This is a genomic window from Aurantiacibacter rhizosphaerae (assembly GCF_009807005.1).
Classification (GTDB): Bacteria; Pseudomonadota; Alphaproteobacteria; order Sphingomonadales; family Sphingomonadaceae; genus Alteraurantiacibacter; species Alteraurantiacibacter rhizosphaerae.
This window is the reverse complement of sequence record NZ_WUBR01000001.1, coordinates 503,630-523,886: the sequence shown is the minus strand read 5'-3', so window position 1 is coordinate 523,886 and position 20,257 is coordinate 503,630. Positions and strand designations below refer to the sequence as shown.

Below are 20,257 nucleotides of genomic sequence, written 5' to 3'. Positions count from 1 at the left end.
GGAGCGCGCGGATAGCGCGCTCCCTGAAACGAAGCGTTCAGACCCTCGCAATTCTGCCATTTCTGGAGCGCGCTTCGAGCGCGCGCGGGAGGTGGTGATGGCGAGCCACATAAAGCGCACCATCCGCCTCAATCCTTCGCAGGCACGGTCGCTGTCCGGCATCGCCGACCGGCGTGGATTGTCGGAGTATGCGATGCTCCTGAAGGTGATCGACGCGGGCTTCCTTTCGGTCCTTCACGGCACCGACAAGGAGACCGATCTAGCCGAACTGGCGAGCGAGATCGGATCGATCTCGGAGCGCCTCGCCGAGGTCGAAAGGGTGCTCGACCGGGCCCTGTTTACTGCATGTGCGGCCTACGCTTACGCGCGCCATGCGGCGCTGGGAACGAAGAAATCCGACGAGACAATAGCAGCCGAAGCGCGCGCCGCATTCGAGCGCCAGCGCTCGCTCGCCTTGGAGATTGAGCCATGAATTCCAACATCGATTTTGTCACCCGCGCGCACGCCTTGTGGCGGGTGCGCATGGCGCACTGGCAGCAGCGTTTTCGCTTCTTTTCCACGATCACTCTTGGTGCAGCAGCGACCGGAGCGATCATCGCCCCACAGTTCTTACTGCATGGCCCCGCGATAACGACAGCAGTGCAGTATGCGTGGGCCAACGTGCTGACCCTGCTCGGTTCCTTAGGGGGCAGCGACATAAAGATAAACATTGCGATGGAAGGCCAACGCTGGACCGTTTCCGCCGCTTGGTTTGCCTCTGAGCCGCTCTTCACCGATGCCTTCTGGCAAGTCGTCAAAGTGATAGCTGGCGGTGCAATCACCGGCCTTGTGATAGGCCTCTTCACGGTCTGGGTGCTCCAGCGCGTCATGTCTGAACAGGGCAAGGATACGCTCGCCGACCGTGTCATTGGTGGCACTCGTGTGGCGGATGAAGAAGACGTTGCGGCGCAGACGACATTGCTCTGTGGCAGAGACGCGCTGCGCATCGGGCCAGTCCCTGTTCCGCGCCGGATCGAGACCCGCCACTTCGCCTTTCTCGGCACCACCGGCAGCGGCAAGACCACTGCCTTGCGACAAATGCTCGATGGCATCGAAAGGCGCGGCGAAGCGGCGCTGGTCTACGACACTTCGGGCGAGTTCATTGCGCATTACTACAACCCTGCGCGCGGCGACATCATCCTCAATCCTTTCGATGCGCGCTGCGCATTCTGGACGCCCTTCGACGAGATTTCCCACCCCGCCGATGCCGACCGGATTGCTCGCCAGTTGGTCTCGGAAACCAGCAGCCAGGATGATGATGTCTGGCTGGAAACTAGCCGCATTCTTGTCGCCAATATGATCCGCTCGCTCTGGGCGGAAAAGAACTGCAGCCTCGAAGCCTTGCTTGAAGCCTTGCAGGTCAAGGACAAGGAGCAATTGAAGGATTGGCTGGGTCATACTTCGTCGGCCCGCACCTTTGCCAACGACGCTGACCGCGCCACCGGCAGTGTACTGTTCATGCTCGCCAAGGCGGCAAACCTGATCCAGTTCCTGAAAGTCGAAGACGAGGGAGAGGACCGTTTCGCCTTCCGCGATTTCATCGCCAAACTGGACGAGTGCGAGGGTGCAAGGCCGTGGATCTTTGTCCCGCGCAAGGAAGACTATTTCGAGGCATCGAAGCCGCTCATGGCGTGCTGGCTCGAATGTGCAGCAAGTGCTGTGCTGGGGCTTTCGCCATCGCCAGACCGCCGCATCTGGTTCGTGCTCGACGAACTCGCCGACCTGCCACGCGTCGAGAACCTGGCGCGTCTTCTGCCAGAAGGACGCAAGTTTGGTGCGGCCATCGTGCTCACCTTTCAGGCGCTCGGCCAGATGCGCAATCGCTATGGTGCGAACATCGCCGAGGCCATGCTCGCCTGCTGCAACACCAAGCTGTTTCTGCAAACCGTCGATCAGGAAACCCGCAAATGGGCGAGTGAGACCATCGGTCAGTGCGAAGTGGAATTGCGCGTTGCCACCGACACATTGTCGATTGGCAGCGAGGTGCCGCGCACGACCATCGCCACCCAGCGCCAGTTCCGCCCTGCTGTGCTCGAAAGCGAACTGAGGCTCAGTCCGCATCAGGGCTATCTGCTGCTTCCCGATGGACTGCCGGTCGCGCGCATCGGCCTTACCGCCGATCACATAGCCTGGCGTGGCGAAGCTCGTCAGCCCGCCTACGTGCCTGGCGATCCGGCGGGCACGCTGTGGAGCCGGGTCAGCGAGATCGCCAAAGGTGCCGAGCCCGACGCAAAACCGGGACCGGTGTAATGGTCGCATCGGTCTCGGCGCTGTCGAGTGCCGGTCAGGCTGCGAGCTACTACGAAGCCGACGATTACTATGCCGAAGGCGGCATGGCACCGTCCGAATGGTTTGGCGAGGCAGCGGAGAAGCTGGGCCTGTCGGACGAGGTCGATCGCGAGAAGTTTGCCGAACTGCTCGAAGGCCGCATTGCCGGACAGCAACTGGGCGCTACGCGCGATGGCAACGTCGAGCACCGGCCAGGCTGGGACATCACCCTGTCCGCACCCAAGTCGGTCTCGATCATGGCCGAGGTTGCCGGAGACAAACGGCTGATCAAGGCGCATGGCGCAGCAGTGAAGGTGGCACTCGCCCATGTCGAGAAGCACTTGGCGGCAACACGGATCAGGCAGGGCGGCGAGGTCCGACGCGAAGCAACCGGCAATCTCGCCATCGCCACCTTCCGGCATGCCACGAGCAGGGCGCAGGACCCGCAGCTACATACCCACGGCGTTATCCTCAACGCCACGCAGGACAAGGATGGCAACTGGCGCAGCCTTGAGCCGCGCGCCTTCTATCAGCTCCAGAAGGAGATCGGCGCGATCTACCGACAGGAACTGGCGCATGGCGTTGCCGCGCTGGGTTACCGGATAGAGCCGGCCAAGGACTCGCTGTTCGAGATCGCGGGCGTGCCGAAAAAGGCCATCGATGCGCTGAGCCAGCGCACAGCAACAATCGATGCCCGGCTTGCCGAGCGGGGCACTAACCGCGCGGAAGCCAGTGCCGCCGAGAAGCAGATCGCCGCGCTTGATACGCGCGAGGCGAAGTCCAATACGGATCATCGCACGCTGCGCGCCGACTGGCGGGCGACTGCCGATGCCCACGGGTTCGACAAGGTAGCGCGAGACAGGCTGATCAGTGAAGCGAGTGAGCGGGCCAAGAGCAGCGAAGCAACCGCCAGCCCGGAACTGCTGGCGCGGCAGGCGGTGACATGGGCCGCTTCCAAGCTGTCCGAACGCGAGGCCGTATTTTCGGTCAGCACATTGGCGCGCGAGGCCGGGGACTTTGCCTTTGGCAAGGTCGGGCACGGTGCAATCAGCGCAGCTATTGCCGAGGCCGGAGAACGCGGCGAGCTTGTCCCGCGCACTTTCCTTGACCGGCGCGGCGCGGAGTTTGCGGGGTTCACGACGCCGCAGGCGATCGAGACAGAGCAGACGATGCTGCGGCTAGAGCAAGCCGGGCGCGGCATGGCGCGATCACTCGCCACTCCGGTGGCGGCAGCACGGACCATCGAGCGCGCTGCACGGCAATCGGCCCGATCCGGCTACGCCTGGACCGAGGGCCAGAGACGCACGACCGCAGACCTGCTCACTTCGCGCGACCGCGTTGCCGCCGTCCAGGGTTATGCCGGGACCGCGAAGACCACCACGGTGCTCGCGACCTATGCGCGCGAAGCAAAGCGCCACGGTCTAGCTGTGACCGCGCTTGCGCCGACCGCTTCGGCAGCGACTGTGCTTGGCGAAGCACTTGGCCTGCGCGGCGATACCGTGGCGCGGCGTTTGCTCGCGCCCGAGGCGAAGACAGCTAGCAAGGACGCGGTCTGGATCGTCGATGAAGCCTCGATGCTGTCGGCCCACGACATGGCAAAGCTCATGACCCGCGCCGACAAGGCGAGAGCCCGCCTTGTGCTCGTGGGCGATGTGAAGCAGCTGGGTTCGGTCGGCGCGGGGGCGGCCTTTGCCCAGTTGCAGCAGGCAGGCATGGCGACCGGGAAACTTGCCGAGGTAGTTCGGCAGACCAATGCCGAAACCCGCGAAGCCGTCATGGCTTCGATCGAGGGCCATGCAGGCAAGGCCCTGGCCGCGCTTGAACGCGGCGGCGGCGAGGTAATCGAAGGCACAACCCCGGACGAGCGCCTTGGAGCGATGGCCAGGCACTATCTGACCTTGTCACCAACAGAGCGCGCCCGAACGCTGGTGATCGAACCATCGCGCGAGGGCCGGGACAGGCTCACCGGCATGATCCGCGCGAATCTGACCGAGCGCGGCGAGCTTTCAGCGGAAGCCGTGCGGTTCCACGCTCTTGAAGCGAAAGGACTGACCCGTGCCGAAGCGCGCGAGGCAGCAAGCTATGCCATCGGCGATGTCGTCCGCTTTAGTCGTGACTATGCCGCCAAGGGCGTGCGCCGGGGCGAAAGCTACGCGATAGCCGCCGTCGATCCTGAGCGCGGGCGCATTGCCCTTGAAGGCCGCGATGGACGGTCGCTGGACTGGCATCCCCGGCAGTGGGGAGCTGGCAAAGCCGAGGTGTTCGAGCCAAAGCCGATGGAGCTGCGCGCTGGCGACCGCGTGCAGTTCACCCGCAACGACCGGGAAGCGGGACGGGTGAATGGCCTTGGAGGCACGGTTTCACGTATCGATCCTGACCGGGGCCGGGCAACCGTGAAGCTCACCAACGGACGTGAGCAGAAGCTCGATCTGTCCAATCCTCGCGACGCCCATTTGCGTCATGCCTGGGTCCAGACCGCCCACGCTGCACAAGGCCAGACCGCCGAACGCGTCGTGATCCACGCCGACAGCCGTTCAACCAATCTGGTCGACCAGAAGATGCTCTATGTCGCGCTGTCGCGCGCCAAAGCCGAGGCCGTGGTTGTCACCGACGACAAGGATCGGCTTGTCCGCGCGATCTACGAACGCGCAGGCGAGAAGCAGACGGCCATGAGTGCGACCGAACCCGAGGCCAGCAAGTCCAGGGCGATGGGTGCAGGGCTAGGCTGATCGAATAGCCCTCGGCGGTGGCAGGCCATAGCGTCCTTCGTCCTGGCGTTGGAATGAACTGCTCCTCTTCGACAGGCCGAACCGTGCGGGATCAACAGCCTGCCCGCTCCATTCGGGCTCACGCCCTCCCGTGTTGCCAGTTCCGCGTAACCGCTGACCCGCCCGGCCAATCCGGCCCGTCCCTTCATCCGCGTTCCCAACGAATGGACGAAGGATTTTCACCATGGCCAGCACCAAATCTGCCAGCATCTACGATACGATCACCAACCAGATCGTCGCCGCCCTTGAACGAGGCACCGACAAGTTCTCACTCCCTTGGCATCGCAGCACCGCGCCGCTTTCGCGCCCCATGAATGCGGCGACTGGGAAAGCCTATCGCGGGGTCAACGTGCTTGCCCTCTGGGCTAGCGCAGAAGCGCAGGACTTCGGACATGGCTTCTGGGCGACTTATCGCCAGTGGCAGTCACTTGGCGCTCAGGTCCGCAAGGGCGAGAAGGCTTCGCCCATCGTTTTTTACAAGATCTTCGACAAGCGCGATGACGATCACATCGAGGAACCGGACAGTTCGGCCCGCATCTTTGCGCAGGCGTCACATGTGTTCAACGCCAGCCAGGTCGAAGGCTACCCCCTGCCCGAAATGCCGGACGGAGAAGACTTCGACCCAATCCCGCATGCGGACGCTTTCGTTTCTGCCACGGGTGCCGCCGTACGCATCAACGGCGACAGCGCCCACTATACTCCCGCGACCGACACCATCACCATGCCGGACCGCGAGCGGTTCTTGGCAACGGCCAGCGGCAGTGCGTCGCAGAACTGGTACGCCACCTTGTTGCACGAGCTCGTTCACTGGTCTGGCGCTGACCACAGGCTTGCACGGACATTCGGCAAGCGGTTCGGTGACGATGCCTACGCTATGGAAGAGCTGGTGGCCGAGCTTGCTTCAGCATTCCTCTGCGGTGACCTTGGTCTTTCCGCCAGTCCGCGTCCGGATCACGCCAACTACCTCGCCAGTTGGCTGAAGGTACTCAAGGCCGACAACCGGGCGATCTTCACCGCCGCGAGCGCGGCGGCCAAAGCCGCTGATTATCTTCACGAATGAGGTCGGCTGCAGTTTGATCGCCATATATGCAAGTTCAGGGACCTGACCCTTCTGGAATCAATCCAATTTGAGATCATGCAGGTATTCAGAACCTGGAGCGGAAGCTGTGACTAGTAAACGATCTCGTGCCCGCGTGCAGGCGACGTATAGCAATCGACGTTCCGTTTCGTAGATATCGTCCAATTCCGCCTCGTCCGCTGCATCCGCAACACGATCATCCAGTGGCAATACACCTTCATCGCATGCCATCACCGCGACTGCGCGAAACTCCAGTCCCTTTGCCAAGTGCATATTCGCGATGGTGATTTCGGCACTCTCATCAATGCCGCTGATAGCGTCCCTCGCACGAGGTGTTAGCGATGGGGTTCGAACGAATACGCCGATCTCCTTCGGAGCAACACCATCTGTGATTGCACTAGAGATAAACGCAGCGACCCTCGTTGCTTCTTCCGCCTCAGAAGCGAAAATTTCGACAATGGGGAATGGACCTTCGAAGGTGGATACGGTCCCGGACCTCGCCTCTTCTACTCCGTCCACGTCACGCAGATGTAGGGGCAGGAGATTGTCCGCCGCACTCCGAATTTGCCTAGAAGTCCGATAACAGACCTTCAGCGTCGATGATCGACCTCGAACATCAACTCCAAGTGATTTCCAGCTGTACGGGTGCTGGAAGATTCGCTGGCCAAGATCACCCGCAAAAAACAAGGCATTATCACTGTCCGAAGATATAGCGGCAAAGAAGCGAAGTTCAGCTGGCCCGAGATCTTGCGCTTCATCTAGGATAATGTGGTCAAAAGGTTTGGCGCTCTTTTCGGTAAGTCTATCTGCAAGCTCGGTGAAAACATCAGCCGACGTCAAGTAACCTGCCGCCTTCAGTTTTTGGCGCACACTCTCAAACAGAGGCCAAAGCAGTTCTCGTTGCTTCGGACCAAGTCGGCTTTTCCGGCCCATTCGAGCAATATTCGCGTACTCGTCCGAGGAGCCAACACCCCAAGCATCAATAACATTTGTCCATTCTGACACGAAGAAGCGGTTCGAGAATCCTGATAGATTAAGGTCCGCCGCAGCGGCTTCGACCGTCTGGCGAATAACTTTCTCGGATGCGATGCGCGGTCGAGCCCCGAATTCGAGCTGGAACAATTGCTCGGCAATCGCTTGGAATGATGCCGTTGTAACCCGGCGAGTAACTTCGCTGGTTTCCGGGGCTAGCACCGCAATCTTGCGCTCCATCGATCGTGCCAATGGGTCGGAAAAACTCCCCAGGAAAATGCGAGCATTCGGATTCTCACGGGCAAGTCGGACCGCCCGATGAATTGCGACCACGGTCTTCCCGGTACCTGCCGATCCAGCAACCCGCGCTGGGCCGTTGAAGTCTTGATCGACAATTTTGCGCTGTGCCGGGTGCAGAAAAACACCCCACTTCTCCCATGGGAAAGCAAGCGCCTGCTCGAGCTCCTCGCTATCCGAAATGAGCCTGATGCGCCGCTGCGCATCCGGGTGCTCGAACGGGTCAGAGGTGGGCTCAATAGCAAACGCAGGCAGCTTTCCAGTTGCCGCAAATTCCAAAAGCGCTTCCGCAGCTTCGCTGGGAAGATGCTCGGCCAGGACAAAAAATTCGTCTTCCGTCGCCGCGCGAATATCTGCGAGCCAATCTGAAGGAACGCCGACAGAAAGGAGAGCATCGTCCGCTAGCGCAGCAAAGTGCTTTGGTGCGCTTGCTGGTGTTTCGGGAGCAACATCCTCGGCAGGGTATACGAAGTCGAACTGCTCAGGTGGGGCGATTTCCTCAACCCGCTCTCGCACTTCGACAATCTGAATAGCGCCGGTCTTGGGATGCGCCTCGATCCGGCGACGTTCTGCCCAGGCATACGCCTTGTCGTGATGATCGACATAGGCAACTAAGAGGCTATCGCCAGTCTTGTGGATGATCAATCTAACGTCGCGATTGACCCGCATCGACCAGAAATTCGGATCATTTGAATTGTCGATCCGGTGCATCCGCAAACCACGCCCGGAAGGATCGAGTTGCAGATCGAAAACGGTCGCCTTTACCGCTTTTTGTTCCTGCCCAGTGAGCTTGTCGTAAGCTGTTGTGAAGGTTTCGGCGAGGTGGAATTTCATTCCACGTGCTCCAGCGTCACATCGACTATGGAGCGCCGCGATTTTGCCCGAGCAACCATGTCTTGAAGCTCATCAGATCCCTCAAGCCACTCGAAGAATCTCTGCAGATTATGCCGCGTGCTGCTTGCATCACGGCAATTGGGGATCAGACAGAGCTGGATCTTTTGCACCCTGTCGGCAACGTAGATTCCGAAGGTTCCCTGAACGATGATTGCATCAGGGAAGCCAAGCAGGCTGATCGCTTGATTCTCGGTGACGGTCTTCGAACAACCGATCAGATGTATGGGACCCGCCGCCTGTGTTTTCGCCAGCGCCCGAATGAACTCGTGGTCTTTCAGAAATGGCTGACCGACCATCTCTCGCGCGGCAGAGATTCCAAACGCAGCAGGGACGGCGTGGCACACGAAGAGGACATTTGTGTTTTCGAGCGCAACGAAAACCCCAGCCTTAATCTTTCCCGCGTCCTTCGCTTTGGGTTTTTCGAGGAGACTAGTGGTCAAGCTCAATTGAATTTGCTCAGCGCGTTGAGCGTAATTGAGTCTAGACCATTCGAGTGCCTCACCGATGTTAGGGCCACTCTGCTTAAATTCTCGACACCCCGCGTGCGCCGCCTTGAGAAGAAGTTCACGGGCTATAGAGACCACTCGATCTTCCAATTCCTTGGCGTCTTCTGACACAAACGAATCGAAGCTATTCCCTTTGGCAATCGCACTACTGAAACGCCTGTCTGCGTCTGATTTCACAATCGGCTTGGCGAGCCGAAGAACCTTCACCTTCGCGGGCGCCTGAGCCGAGGCGGCGTCGAACTCAGCGTGGCATATTCCGATTCCAGATCCGTCTCTCTGCCAGCCGGCGTGGCCGTTGTAGAGACTTATGAACAGATCGCACTTTTCCGCTTGGTTGATGCATTCCTCCCAGGAGTTCTCAGCTCCATCGCCGTCCTCCTCTTCATTTATCCAAACATCGAAAATCGCCTTTCCCGCGACCTTCTCAGCCTTCAGCCGAGTCTTGATTTGTCCGCGAACTCGGGAAAGGGAAACTTCGTCGCCATCCACGCCCTTGATCGACGCGTTGTCTCCCCGACTTGAAAGCATGATCTTGAGTCTTGCCTGAGACACTATTCCACCCCACCGTCCACACATATTGCTCGCCAGCCCCGCGCGCGCGAAGTTCGAATTTTTCCCCTCTCGGCAATGTAAGCCAAATGCGTCCATCCAGCCTGGCCATGGCCCGGATTCGTGGATTTGTCGGAACGCTCCGGCCTCATGGCGTCATATGCTTCATCTGAATTCCAAAAAACTCGGGGCCACTCTTATAATTGTCGCCCTTGGGATCGAAATACGCGAGCCAAAATTCAACTTCCGGCTCTGCTGGAACGAGCACATGATCGCCAGCCAAACACGACAGGTCGGAACGTGTCTCAGGCTGAAGAAGCGAAAGCTCCCTCTTCACGCCAAGTACCTCTTTGATGATCGCTTTTGTAAACGCCCCAGACTTGCATTCGACGCCCAGCAATAAATCATGTGGGCTAGGCCTTCCAATGATCCCGGGCGTAACGACTACGAGATCAACTTCATGATGACTGCTGAAGTCGGAACCGCCGCCCATCAAACACCCGAGGCCTAGGACTTGGACATCAGTGTAGATGCGTATGGTTGCGCCAGTTCGATGATGCTGGCCTTCAAAGTAAGGATCAGTATTCTTGATCAGACCGGGCTTTTCCTTGAGCTCCAAAACCTTTCCGTGGAACTGAAACCGAAATCCTCGAGTTGTTAGGTGCTCGACGAGATAGCTTAGGACTACCAACTCATACATGCGCCCCTTTGCCGTCTCGACTGGGCAGTCATCGCTTGGATCGACCACGCTTTGGTAGTCGGCAATCAGCTCGTCTACCTTGTCTTTTGCCTCTTTGAACGGAAAATCCACAGCGACCTATTCCCCTGGATCGTCCATTACCCGCGCACGAAACTGGCGCAGTTCTGCGAACAGGGGCTCTGTCTGTCTTTCCTCATCCAGCCGATAAGAAGCTCGTTCTCGTTCTGGACGATCAACTCGCCGGACGACAATATCAACGTCCTCCATCCCCTTGACGTTGTCTTGCAACCTCGCGCGAGCTGAATCGAAAGTGCTCCTATCGAGCAGGAGGGCAGAGCGTTCGAGCGCATCAAGCATCAGGACGATCCGCTTTCTCGGGTCGACTAGGTGCTGTTCGCCAGTCTCCTCCAATTCGTATGTGTACAGACGCGGATCGGCGATCTCGGTTGCGCCTATCTCGCGGAGGCGAGCCTCAAGGTAGTCCGCCAGCTCGGCCATTTCGCTCTGGTTCATAGCCTCAGACTCCAAACACCTTCATCACCTCGTCCCCGAAGTGATTGATAACCTTCACCGCTATGCGCCCGCCGTCTGGGCGTTCGAAGGGCCGTGACGTGTCGGAGTACAGCGTGCTCCAAGCCTCTTCGTCGATCTCTGCCTTGAGTGCGGTCTTGAGCGAGGAATAAGGATCGTTCGCGCCCAGGAAATAGGCGTGGCGGACGAAGAAGCTTTCTTCGTTGTAATCCGTGTCGATGAACCAGGCGGCGATGCCTTTGGTGTCGTTGCTGCGAATATCCCCCGTGTTGGGATCGAACACATCGACGCCGTTCACCTTCACGCGGATTTCCACTCCGCCATCATCGAGGATTTCAACATCGGGCTCGCCGAAGACGACGAACATGTTGCCGCTGCCAGTGTTCTTCAGCTCGTCCGACATGTGCATGTCCGGGTTGATGCGCGCCTTGAGAATCTTGAGGGAGCCAAGCCCATCTAGTTCCGATGAATGCGCATCGAAGTTGAAGGCGCAGGCGATCACTAGGTCGAAGCGATTATCGACCGCCTCACGCGCGGCAGCGACGAGATCGCTGCGCCCAGTGGTGCCGAACTCCGGCCCGATGAAGATGGCGGCGCGGCGCTCGGTCTGGTTGCCTTCCGGGCCTTCCATGAAGCGACCTTCGGCACCAATCCACTGGCCAGGCCAGGGGATCACGCTTTCGAAGCGAATGCGGTCACCCTTTTCCTGTTGCTTGACCCCTTCGCTCTTAAGGTATTCTATCACGATGGCGGCAAAGTCGTTGTTCACGCCGTCATCCTCGCGAACGCGCTTGCCCTCAGCCGCATCGAGATCTTCGGCGAGGCTGTCATCCTCGCTCGCTGGCAGAACACGATGGGGCGAAAGGCTCTCCACTGTGAAAGGACCAGCTACGCGAACCCGGCCAGGGTCTTCATACGGCTTGTCATAGAGATATTCCGTCTCAGCGGTCTTCGCGATGACTTCGTCTATTTCTTTCTGCCGGGCAATTCGTGCTTCCCACCATTGCGCGTGGAGCGCGATGGCTTCCTCGTCATCCCATGGATCGACCGGAGCGTCCGGCAAGGTTTCGAGCGTGTAAGCCCGGCCCAATATCTCGTTCAACTTGGCCAAGTGCTTTTCGCGCGTTGCGCGCTTTGTGCTGTCCTTTTGTGCCGCGGCAAAAGGTTTCAGCGCTTCGTCCGGCCAGGGCGTGCCCGGCTCGCGCGGCATCGTCCATTCTTCGAACGGAGGCAGATCGGGATTGGCGGACTCGGGAGCAATCTGCGCTTCTTCGCGATTGTAGCCTTTGCTTTCGTCGGCATAGAGCCGCTCGCGACGATGGTTGAGCGCTTCACGCAATGGCTCCAATTCTCTCTGCCAGCGCTCCCAAACCTCATCAATGCGAGCGTTGTTAGCAATGCTCTTCAGTGTGATGTGCGGCACGCGCTCATAGATGAAGCCTTGGCGAACATCATTATGGACCGGCGCGTCGGATGGCGGACGCAAGGTTAGATCGGCCTCTTTCGCTCGCCCCTCTTCGCTATCTGCGAGTAGATACCATGGATAACGAGAAGACATCAGCCGAGTTCTCGCCAGCGCCAACGCAACCCTGCTGGTATCTATCGTGATCCAGCGCCTTCCCCACTGTTCACAAACCGTTGCTGTGGTTCCGCTTCCGCAAGTGGGATCGAGCACAAGATCGCCAGGGTCGGTTACCATTTGGATGCATCGTTCGACCACCTTGGCTCCAGTCTGAACTACGTACACTTTGTCGCTGCCAGCTCCCCCTCCAGTATCGGTCCAATTGTCAGCCATAGGAAATACCGGATAGTCGTCCAAGGTCCTCACATATCGAAGCGTTTTTCCGACCTTTTCGATACGGTTCGCCTTAATCAACCTTGGGAAAGACGCTTGCTCGGTCTTCCAGTAACCTTTGGGGAAGAATTCGGCGCCTTCATATCCAACGTGATAGCGAGTGCCAGGACTCTGACTCGTAAGGTCGCCAGTGGTGTAGATTTGGCTGCTTTCTGGCAGCTCGCTTGTTGCCTCGAATTCCGACAGTGAGAATGTCGTCCCGTCCGGTAGCCGAACCTTGGTATAGGAAGATGCGCCCTCCCCCTCTGCCGATTTTATCTTGAATGCCTGCCGATACTTCGCATTTGATTTATCACGCGCGTACCAAAGAATGTAATCCGAAACGGACGCTAGAAAGCGATCAGTTTGACCAGACGTTTTCACGAACGTGATCAATCGGACAAAGTTCTCTTCACCAAACACTTCATCCAAAACTGCACGAACGCGATGGACATTTTCGTCGGAAATTTGGATGAAGATGCTGCCAGAATCCGCCAACAAATCGCGCATCACAACCAATCGGTCGCGAAGATAGGTCAGATAAGAGTGGATGCCGTCCTTCCAGGTATCCCGGAAAGCCTTCACCTGTTCGGGCTCGCGAGCGATGTCGGCTTGCTTCCCATCTAGCACTTTAGCTTTTTGGGTCGAAACCTGCCAATTCGAGCCGAACTTGATGCCGTAAGGCGGGTCAAAATAGATGCATTGCACCTTGCCACGCAGCGCCTCGCGCTCGGCCAGGCTCGCCATCACTTGCAGGCTATCGCCCAGGATCATTCGGTTCGACCAGTGCTGGTCGTGCTGGTAGAATTCGGTCTTCGCCTCCGGATCGATCCCGTTGAAGTCGAGGAACAGGTCACCGAACAGGTCTGGTGCGTCAGTTTCCTCTTCGGCGTTCTTCGCGGCGCGGCGCTTCAAATCATCGATGATCGCCTTGGGGTGGATCTTCTCTTGAATATAGAGCGGCGGGACGTTGACGATCAGGTCGGACCAGTCCTGCGTATCCTTTCCGCGCCACACCAGCTGTGCATCACCCAGCTCCAGCTCGCCAGTTTGTGCGAGCTTTTCCATCTGCTCCGGCGTGATGCGAATACGCGCGCCGTTCCAGATCAACTGCGGATCGCGATGTTCCTCCCGCTCCCGCGTCTCGCCTTCCGCAAGCGGACGGCTGCGGGGATAGTGGATGGGCTCACGCTGCTCACGATCTTCCTCGCGACGGAAAAAGCTTTCCATCTCCGCGGTCGGAATATTCCGCCGCGAAGCCTCATCATGCTTGAACGCACCAACCTGTTTGGGGCCTTTGGGACTACGGGCCATTGGTTAGCTTCTCTCTTTCGGTGCTTGAAAATGTTTGATGTTGTGGAGACGCAATAGGTCTTTGATTTCCCCGGTCGGTGCCTCTTCCGTGACTAGATACGCTGTGATTGGCGCATCTTCCCCACGAGGGTCCATAGCAGCTGCGACCGCCCGATATTTCACGCACTGAAATACCCCTCGATACAGATCGTCTCGATTGGATATTCGAGACTTTACTTCGAGGACTACCGTTTCATCGCCATTGAAGAAGACTGCATCTACTCTGTCAGCGGAATCGAGAAGCCATTCGGTATCGGTTCGGGCGTTTCGATAGGCAGCCCTAATTTTTCCTGGGTTGGCACAAACCCACAGCCGCAATGCTCTATGATGCTTGCCTTCGCCTCCCCCTCCGAATTGCCTACCGTCTCGCTCGGTGCCATCGATTTGGCCACGATTAATCTCGGCGATTTTTCGCTTCGAAAGCTTCTTCTCGAAGACCTTTTGATAGAGGCTGACCCATTGATCTAGGCCGTAATCGTAAACCTCCGCCGCAGCCTTCTCATAGGTGCTTCGCCAGAGGTCCGGATATCGCTCCTTTGCTTTGTCCTGCGCGAGTTTCGGTTTGCCAAACCGCTTAGCCATGAAGGAGCCAGCACCTTTGCTAGGCATTCGGTCCTTCTGGCTAACTACCAGCGTATTGATGAGTGGGGCATCCGGTTCGACCTCATGAATCTGCTCGATCAGATAACCAGCAACGTGTCCCATGCGCGTTGTAAAGATGCGTGAGATACTCCCTTCGCTCTCCACATACTGCCTAGCAGCGTCGTAGGAGATATCAGACCGGTGCGCGATCCGAGCGATCAATATACGCATGAGTGGCGCGGTCGCATGCTCCCACAAGGTTTCGTCGGTTGCAGAATATTTCGCAGCTTCAGACACCTACACCTCCTGCCGCACTTGTTGCCGCAGAGGTCACTTGATCGACTAGGCTGGCAAAATCTTCTTCCATCGAGGCCCAATTGCAGAATTCTGCAAAGTGCCAGCGTCCGAAACCGCCGAGCTGGTTAACGCCAGGAACCCAGAGCGTTTCCATCGTCTCCTTCTTCGCGACGGCATCCTCTCCCCGGTAACCCTTCACTTCGAGCACGAGATTGATCGGTTCGCCGCTCTCTGCCTCCAACCTTACGAGGAAGTCAGGCACATACCTCCGCGCAACACCGCCACACAGATAGGGCACTTCAAATCCCAAACCCTGGTTCTTCGCGAAGGCCAGAACCTTCGGATGGCTTTCGAGCACGTTGGCCAGCTCACCCTCCCAATCGCTGTCCAGCACGACATGACTGATATGGCTTCTCGGCGGGCGGGCCGCTGTCGCCTGGCACGGTTTGGAGGTGATGAAGTTCACGAAACGGGTCGAACCCTTTGGGTTGTAGCTGTCGAGGACAGCCTTGATCTTCACATCGTCGCCCGCCCCTCGGTTGCAAGCAGCGTCGATCTTCTCCGAGGCTCGCGCGAGCAAGTGCTGATAGAGGATTGCTCCGATCGGAACCCCCTGGGGGACGAGGTAGCCAGCATCGATCCACCGCCGCGCGATCCGTTGAATCTGCGGAAACAAATGTTGCTTCGGAATTCCGTCTTCGTCGCGGAAGACATTGTACAGAAGGTGCTTGGCTAGATTGAAACTGATCTCCGAGGGACGAAGGGATTCAAGCACGGTTGGCGTGATGACAACGCCTTCACCGACAATGCCTTCCATGAAGACCTTGGTTGGTCCGATATCGGCAGGCGTGATCGTGAGCCGACTGTCCTCGTTGAATTCCGCAACGAGCTTTTCGTTGGGCAAATCCTTCCGGTAACCACTGACACGCGGATACTCGATCTCAAGCTCACTTCGCTCGCGCATCGCATGAACACGCGTGACGGGCTTCGGCTTAACCGGCGTTGCCGTTTGGGGCTTGCCAGTGAAGTCGAACGGGATGCCCATGACGTCGGCGTATTCGACATCGAACAGTCCGTGTTCGTTCAGTTCATAGGACTGCCTGCGCAAGCCACGACCGACAACCTGCTCGCAAAGCAGCTGGGTGCCAAATGCGCGAACACCGAGGATATGCGTGACCGTGTTCGTGTCCCATCCTTCCGTGAGCATCGAAACAGAAACCACGCATCGGATCTGTTCGCCGAGCCTTCCCTTCCTTCCGACGGTGTTCATCACTTCGCGCAGGAGATCTGAATCGCTTACGTCATCAGGGTTACCTGCCCCTTCGCGCTGAGCAAGCTCACGCTTGAACAGGTCAATCTCAGCCTCGGCTGCATCGCGAAAGCCCTTGTCCAGCGCATCTCCCGCTTCGATCTGACGGGAGTCGATCAGCAGTGTGCGTGGACGAGCCAAGCGTCCGCCGTGCTCGTCATAATTGCGGAAATGCTCTAAATGACCATGGTGCGCCGCGAGGCGCTCTCCGCTCTCATCTTCGGCATCGCGCTCAAAACCGGCTATCCACTCGAACACCAGTCTTGAGATTGCAGTATTCTGGCAAACGACGATGAAGACTGGAGGAACATCGATCCCTTCCCGGTCCCACAGATCGTATGTCTGCTCATAGTGACTATAGAGCGCGTAAAGCGCGGTAATGAGTTCTGGAGCTTGGCGCGACAAATCCAGCGGGCTTAGCTTTCCGGCTGCACTCGCGCTCTTTGGCAGGTCCTTGCCAACATGCTTCCACAGGTCGCGGTAAATGAGACTGTCTGTCTGCGGGACATTGTCCGCGACCGGCACGCGAGGCAGTTTCACGATCCCGCATTCGATCGCATCCATCAGACTGAAGTCCGAGACGACCCAGGGAAACAGAAAACCCTCCGGGTAACCCGATCCCCTCAGGAAAAAAGGAGTGGCGGAAAGATCATAAACTGCACGGACCCCGACCTTGCGCTTAAGAGCTTCAATTCCATTGATCCACAATCGCGCCGCTTCTTCGTTCTCGTCAGCTTCCTTCTTTTCGTCCCCAGTCAGCTTCTCCACTTCGCCCCCAACCTTGTGCCGGTAGCAATGGTGGGCCTCATCATTGATGACATTCACGTGCCGGAAGCTGAGCAAGTCGCCGCAAGCACGTTCCAGCATTGCAGCATCGCTTTCTAGCGTGCGGATTGGTTCGGGTTCATTGCCCTGCAAGAGACCCTTTGCGACCTTCGGAATCTGGAGCGTCTCGCGATGCTTGAATGCGTGATAGTTGGTTATCACGATCTCGGCTTTGCGTACCTCGCCGACAAGTTCGGGCGGGATTAGCTCGCGGGTTTCGTAATAGTTCTGCGGATCGGACGGCAACAACACCCGCAATCGGTCTCGGATCGTGATGCCAGGCGCCACAATGAGGAAGGCCCGGCTGAAGTTCTTGGAAGTTGGTTTCCTGACTGCGTTTACGGTCTGCCAGGCGATGAGCATGGCCATAACCGTCGTTTTTCCGCTGCCAGTGGCCATCTTCATGGCAAGCCGGAAAAGGTCCGGATTTGCTTCCTCGTTAGCTTTGACCAGCTGATCGAGTAGGCCCTTGGTCGCGGCTCTCTTGGGCGCGACTTCTGTCAGCCAGATTATTGTTTCAACAGCTTCGACTTGGCAGAAAAAGGGGCGGATGGCCGAAAAATTGTGATTTCTCCAATAGTCCAGCAGGCGCTGTGTTGCAGGTTCCACACCCCAGTCTGCTGGGTTTGGGAGCTTTCTCCACGCATCGACATAGCCTCTGATCTCGTTGACCAAGCCGTACTCGGTATAGGTTTCGAGCTCCAACGACGCTTGAGCGGAACTTGCACTCTTTCGTGACTTCGGAACGGGGACGATAAACCGCGATGGCCGCCGGCCGGAAACCGCAGGCTGCTCGATCGGTTGCCCGTGATCATCGAGAGGGTGATGAAAGGACGGGGCCGCGTATGGCGAATTCAGGATTGGTTGATCGTAAAATGTGCCTGGCACGGTGCCCCCAGTAGGCGTTCGAAACCGGCAAGCGCCAGACATCTCTGCCAACCAAATTAAGTTCTTAGTGTTACTTGGTGCCTTCGAAAGTGCGTGAAGGCAACTGCAGTCTTCTTGTAAGCTTCTTTGGTGACTGTGACTTCCCCCAAAACCGTCAAGGAGGGGTATAGCTGCACTCCGATATGAGCTGCCCTGTCGGGCAACCTGCTCTATCCGCTTGCGCGGACCGGGCCTGTAGTCCCGGCCCGTTCGGGTGACGATCAGGAGCAGTTTCAAGCAGAGCGGGAATTTCTGGAGGACGCGCTCTATCCCGCGCATTCTGCGCTCCTAAGGGCGCGGCATTCCTGAGCTAACCCGCAGGCACTCTTGCCTCTCTCATTGCCGGAGGCCCGCTGGCGCACTGATCGCGCGCGCAGGACCTCCGTCGGCTTCGCGCCGTTGCAAGGGTGCCGATGTCTTCTGGATCGAATGGCGATCCTTGGCGGGAACACCAAGGGCTTTGCCCTCTCGTTCCCGAAACCGGAAATAGACGCCCCCGTGTGGCGGGCTGTGCCCGTTGGCCCGCGCCAGGGCATCGATTCCGGTTTTCCCTCCCCCTCCCATCCTCGCCGGAAGGCAGGCCGCATGCCGCGTGTCGGATGCGGCTTTCAGCCGAAGGAGGACAGAAAATGGGTGACCTGATCTTGAACTATCGCGCTTGCGGGGCGGAGTGCCGCGAGGACTGGTTGCGGATGCTGGCTAACGAGAATGGCTTGCCGTTCGGGACCGTGCGGCGACTGGCCGAGGAACTGGGCGAGCGCGAGGATTTTGGCGAGTTGGTCGAGCTGTGCGAACTTGGCGGGAGGGTAGTGCAATGACTGCTAGCACCCTTCCCAATAACGAGCGGATTGCCCGGCTCAATGATCGGGCGCGGCAGGCGATGGGCCTTGCCTGCGTTGCCGTGGCAACCGAGGGATTCCGGGCCTTGTCGGAGGAGGATCAGTCGCGGGTGCGCGAGCTGGTCGAGACATTCGACGCCTTCACGCCTGAAAACGATCCTTATGGAGAACGCGATTTCGGGGCGATCTATCTGGATGGCGAAGGCCGCTGGACAACCACGCGACCGGTGCGGCCTGCCGAAACCGTGTTCTGGAAGATTGATGCTTACGACCGCGAATTGCGGTTTGGCAGCGACGACCCCGCCAATCCTGCCGTTACCCGGTGGGTGCTCACCATAATGCTGGCCCGCGAGTATTGAGGGAGGCAGTCCGCGCGCCGCCTGACACGTCAGGCGGCGCGTTGATCGACAAAGCAGTGCTCGTTGTGCCAATCGAGAAATACCGGTTCGGGATCGAACCGGATTGCCGACCTCAACGTTGCGTTCTCGAATTGCTGGAAATAGTCGCGCGTCTCGCGGCTTTGGCTTTCTCGCAGTTCCCGCGAGACGCGTATGCGCCGTTGGCTATCTACCGTGATGAGCCCGCGATCGAAGGCGCGGTCGAGTGTCGCTGACAGCAGCAGGCCATTGGCGGGGTTGTGCCGGTTCTCGCTGTCCTTGCCCCATGGCTTGATATGGCTTGCCGTGAGCAGGCGCGGATCGGCGATACCGGTGATGCAGCAGGTCTCATCGTAATTGGCGAGTACCGCGCGGCGGAAGAAATCCTGGCCGACGCGCTGGTTCACAAGCGCCTGCGTTGTGGACTCGCCTTGATAGGGCTCGAACCGGAATTCGCTGCGTTTCTCGTTCAGACGCGATGACGGCGGTGGTTGCTCGAACTGGCCGACCTGGGCACTCCACAAGCCTTCCGCCCGCGAGACGAGACCGGTCCAATCCTGCCCGAATTCCGCATAGGTGGCGCGATCCAGCTTGGACGCACCATCCAGACCCTTGCGACCGCTGTCGATGATTTTGGGATCAAGGCTGGCGAAATTGCAAAGCTTCATGGCGACCGAGCTGTTCGTGCGCCCGAGCGCAGCGGCAAGCTCCTGGATTTCCGGATTGCCCGAGTGCAGCTTTCCGAACGGCAGCTGGAAGTAGAGATACAGCGCCAGCACCGTCTCTTCTTCGCTCCAGCGTTTCCGTGAACTGCCCTCGATTGCCATGGCGAAGGTTTGGGCGAGACTGATCCAGGGCGCAAGCGTGACGGTTTGCGATGCGTTTGCATGCCTTTCGATCAGGCGGGTTCGTTCTTGAGCACCCTCACTGGCCGCACCCGGTCAGCCTTCAATGCCCGGCCCGCGCCGGTTCGCTCCGCTCACCCGTGTTGGACATGAATTCTGCCCTTGGCCGTGCGGCCTTCTTGCTTGGCGCAACGAGCCACCAGACACGAAAGGACATCATCATGGCACGCAGCAATACCGCATCCGCCCAGGAGACCAATCCGCCGGACTTCCTCGCCTGGCATGTCGCCAACAAAGGCGACAAGGGTTTCTGGACTCGGATCGGAGCCGCATGGTTCCACCGCGACCGCAAGGGGATTTCGCTCCAGCTGGAAGTGGTGCCGATCTATGGCCGGATCGTCCTTCGCACGCCGCTGGACGACGAGAAGAAGGAACCGGGCGCTTAGCGCCCGGCCTTCGGATGGCAT

15 protein-coding genes are annotated in these 20,257 nt (G+C 58.7%); 7 read left to right on the top strand and 8 right to left on the bottom strand.

Features of this window, described 5'->3' with window-relative positions; all coding sequences use genetic code 11:
- The first annotated feature begins 97 nt into the window (after window positions 1–97).
- The 4 genes from GRF63_RS02455 to GRF63_RS02440 all read left to right on the top strand — a co-directional run bounded on the left by GRF63_RS02455 (window position 98) and on the right by GRF63_RS02440 (window position 6,135).
- Window positions 98–472: a hypothetical protein gene (locus GRF63_RS02455; RefSeq protein WP_066842357.1), complete on the top strand. Its 375-nt coding sequence runs from the start codon at window positions 98–100 to the stop codon at window positions 470–472.
- Window positions 469–2,289 (top strand): type IV secretion system DNA-binding domain-containing protein, encoded by a 1,821-nt coding sequence (locus GRF63_RS02450; protein ID WP_160484421.1) that lies wholly within the window; start codon window positions 469–471, stop codon window positions 2,287–2,289. The genes GRF63_RS02455 and GRF63_RS02450 overlap by 4 nt, the downstream gene beginning before the upstream one ends.
- Window positions 2,289–5,036, top strand: a complete 2,748-nt coding sequence (gene mobF, locus GRF63_RS02445; RefSeq protein ID WP_160484420.1) for a MobF family relaxase — start codon at window positions 2,289–2,291, stop codon at window positions 5,034–5,036. Before GRF63_RS02450 ends, mobF begins: the two co-directional genes overlap by 1 nt.
- 223 nt (window positions 5,037–5,259) lie before the next feature.
- A complete protein-coding gene (locus tag GRF63_RS02440) occupies window positions 5,260–6,135 on the top strand; it encodes an ArdC family protein (RefSeq protein ID WP_160484419.1) in 876 nt (291 codons plus the stop codon).
- A 57-nt stretch (window positions 6,136–6,192) separates the two neighbouring features.
- Here the strand turns inward: GRF63_RS02440 and GRF63_RS02435 are convergent, their stop codons facing one another.
- Genes GRF63_RS02435 through GRF63_RS02405 form a run of 7 tightly spaced genes read right to left on the bottom strand, consistent with a single transcriptional unit; the run spans window position 6,193 to window position 17,690 of the window.
- A complete protein-coding gene (locus GRF63_RS02435) occupies window positions 6,193–8,256 on the bottom strand; it encodes a UvrD-helicase domain-containing protein (protein ID WP_160484418.1) in 2,064 nt (687 codons plus the stop codon).
- A complete protein-coding gene (locus GRF63_RS02430) occupies window positions 8,253–9,470 on the bottom strand; it encodes a DUF4062 domain-containing protein (RefSeq protein WP_160484417.1) in 1,218 nt (405 codons plus the stop codon). Before GRF63_RS02430 ends, GRF63_RS02435 begins: the two co-directional genes overlap by 4 nt.
- A 49-nt stretch (window positions 9,471–9,519) precedes the next feature.
- Window positions 9,520–10,182: a hypothetical protein gene (locus GRF63_RS02425; protein WP_160484416.1), complete on the bottom strand. Its 663-nt coding sequence runs from the start codon at window positions 10,180–10,182 to the stop codon at window positions 9,520–9,522.
- Between the two features lie 6 nt (window positions 10,183–10,188).
- Entirely contained in the window at window positions 10,189–10,584 is a 396-nt protein-coding gene (locus GRF63_RS02420; RefSeq protein ID WP_160484415.1) for a hypothetical protein, read from the bottom strand.
- A gap of 4 nt (window positions 10,585–10,588) precedes the next feature.
- Window positions 10,589–13,750 (bottom strand): site-specific DNA-methyltransferase, encoded by a 3,162-nt coding sequence (locus GRF63_RS02415; RefSeq protein WP_160484414.1) that lies wholly within the window; start codon window positions 13,748–13,750, stop codon window positions 10,589–10,591.
- A 3-nt stretch (window positions 13,751–13,753) separates the two neighbouring features.
- On the bottom strand, window positions 13,754–14,668 hold the full coding sequence (locus GRF63_RS02410; RefSeq protein ID WP_160484413.1) for a hypothetical protein: 915 nt from the start codon (window positions 14,666–14,668) through the stop codon (window positions 13,754–13,756).
- Window positions 14,661–17,690, bottom strand: a complete 3,030-nt coding sequence (locus GRF63_RS02405; protein ID WP_419865941.1) for a BPTD_3080 family restriction endonuclease — start codon at window positions 17,688–17,690, stop codon at window positions 14,661–14,663. The genes GRF63_RS02410 and GRF63_RS02405 overlap by 8 nt, the downstream gene beginning before the upstream one ends.
- A 668-nt stretch (window positions 17,691–18,358) precedes the next feature.
- On the opposite strand from GRF63_RS02405, the gene GRF63_RS02400 reads away from it, so the two are divergent.
- Window positions 18,359–18,547, top strand: coding sequence for a hypothetical protein (locus GRF63_RS02400; protein WP_160484412.1), 189 nt, complete (start codon window positions 18,359–18,361; stop codon window positions 18,545–18,547).
- The gene (locus GRF63_RS02395) at window positions 18,544–18,927 is read left to right on the top strand and encodes a DUF3768 domain-containing protein (RefSeq protein ID WP_160484411.1); all 384 of its coding nucleotides are present in this window, start codon (window positions 18,544–18,546) and stop codon (window positions 18,925–18,927) included. Before GRF63_RS02400 ends, GRF63_RS02395 begins: the two co-directional genes overlap by 4 nt.
- Before the next feature lie 29 nt (window positions 18,928–18,956).
- On the opposite strand, the gene GRF63_RS02390 is transcribed toward GRF63_RS02395, so the two are convergent.
- On the bottom strand, window positions 18,957–19,772 hold the full coding sequence (locus GRF63_RS02390) for an HNH endonuclease (RefSeq protein WP_160484410.1): 816 nt from the start codon (window positions 19,770–19,772) through the stop codon (window positions 18,957–18,959).
- A 239-nt stretch (window positions 19,773–20,011) separates the two neighbouring features.
- Between GRF63_RS02390 and GRF63_RS02385 the strand changes: the two genes are divergently transcribed.
- On the top strand, window positions 20,012–20,236 hold the full coding sequence (locus tag GRF63_RS02385; RefSeq protein WP_160484409.1) for a hypothetical protein: 225 nt from the start codon (window positions 20,012–20,014) through the stop codon (window positions 20,234–20,236).
- Window positions 20,237–20,257: the final 21 nt, after the last annotated feature.

Excerpts from the sequence above, each read along its gene's own strand:
- GRF63_RS02455 (WP_066842357.1), top strand. The coding sequence starts at position 98 with ATGGCGAGCCACATAAAGCGCACCATCCGCCTCAATCCTTCGCAGGCA.
- GRF63_RS02450 (WP_160484421.1), top strand. The coding sequence starts at position 469 with ATGAATTCCAACATCGATTTTGTCACCCGCGCGCACGCCTTGTGGCGG.
- mobF (WP_160484420.1), top strand. The coding sequence starts at position 2,289 with ATGGTCGCATCGGTCTCGGCGCTGTCGAGTGCCGGTCAGGCTGCGAGC.
- GRF63_RS02440 (WP_160484419.1), top strand. The coding sequence starts at position 5,260 with ATGGCCAGCACCAAATCTGCCAGCATCTACGATACGATCACCAACCAG.
- GRF63_RS02435 (WP_160484418.1), bottom strand. The coding sequence starts at position 8,256 with ATGAAATTCCACCTCGCCGAAACCTTCACAACAGCTTACGACAAGCTC.
- GRF63_RS02430 (WP_160484417.1), bottom strand. The coding sequence starts at position 9,470 with ATGGACGCATTTGGCTTACATTGCCGAGAGGGGAAAAATTCGAACTTC.
- GRF63_RS02420 (WP_160484415.1), bottom strand. The coding sequence starts at position 10,584 with ATGAACCAGAGCGAAATGGCCGAGCTGGCGGACTACCTTGAGGCTCGC.
- GRF63_RS02415 (WP_160484414.1), bottom strand. The coding sequence starts at position 13,750 with ATGGCCCGTAGTCCCAAAGGCCCCAAACAGGTTGGTGCGTTCAAGCAT.
- GRF63_RS02400 (WP_160484412.1), top strand. The coding sequence starts at position 18,359 with ATGGGTGACCTGATCTTGAACTATCGCGCTTGCGGGGCGGAGTGCCGC.
- GRF63_RS02395 (WP_160484411.1), top strand. The coding sequence starts at position 18,544 with ATGACTGCTAGCACCCTTCCCAATAACGAGCGGATTGCCCGGCTCAAT.
- GRF63_RS02390 (WP_160484410.1), bottom strand. The coding sequence starts at position 19,772 with ATGGCAATCGAGGGCAGTTCACGGAAACGCTGGAGCGAAGAAGAGACG.
- GRF63_RS02385 (WP_160484409.1), top strand. The coding sequence starts at position 20,012 with ATGGCACGCAGCAATACCGCATCCGCCCAGGAGACCAATCCGCCGGAC.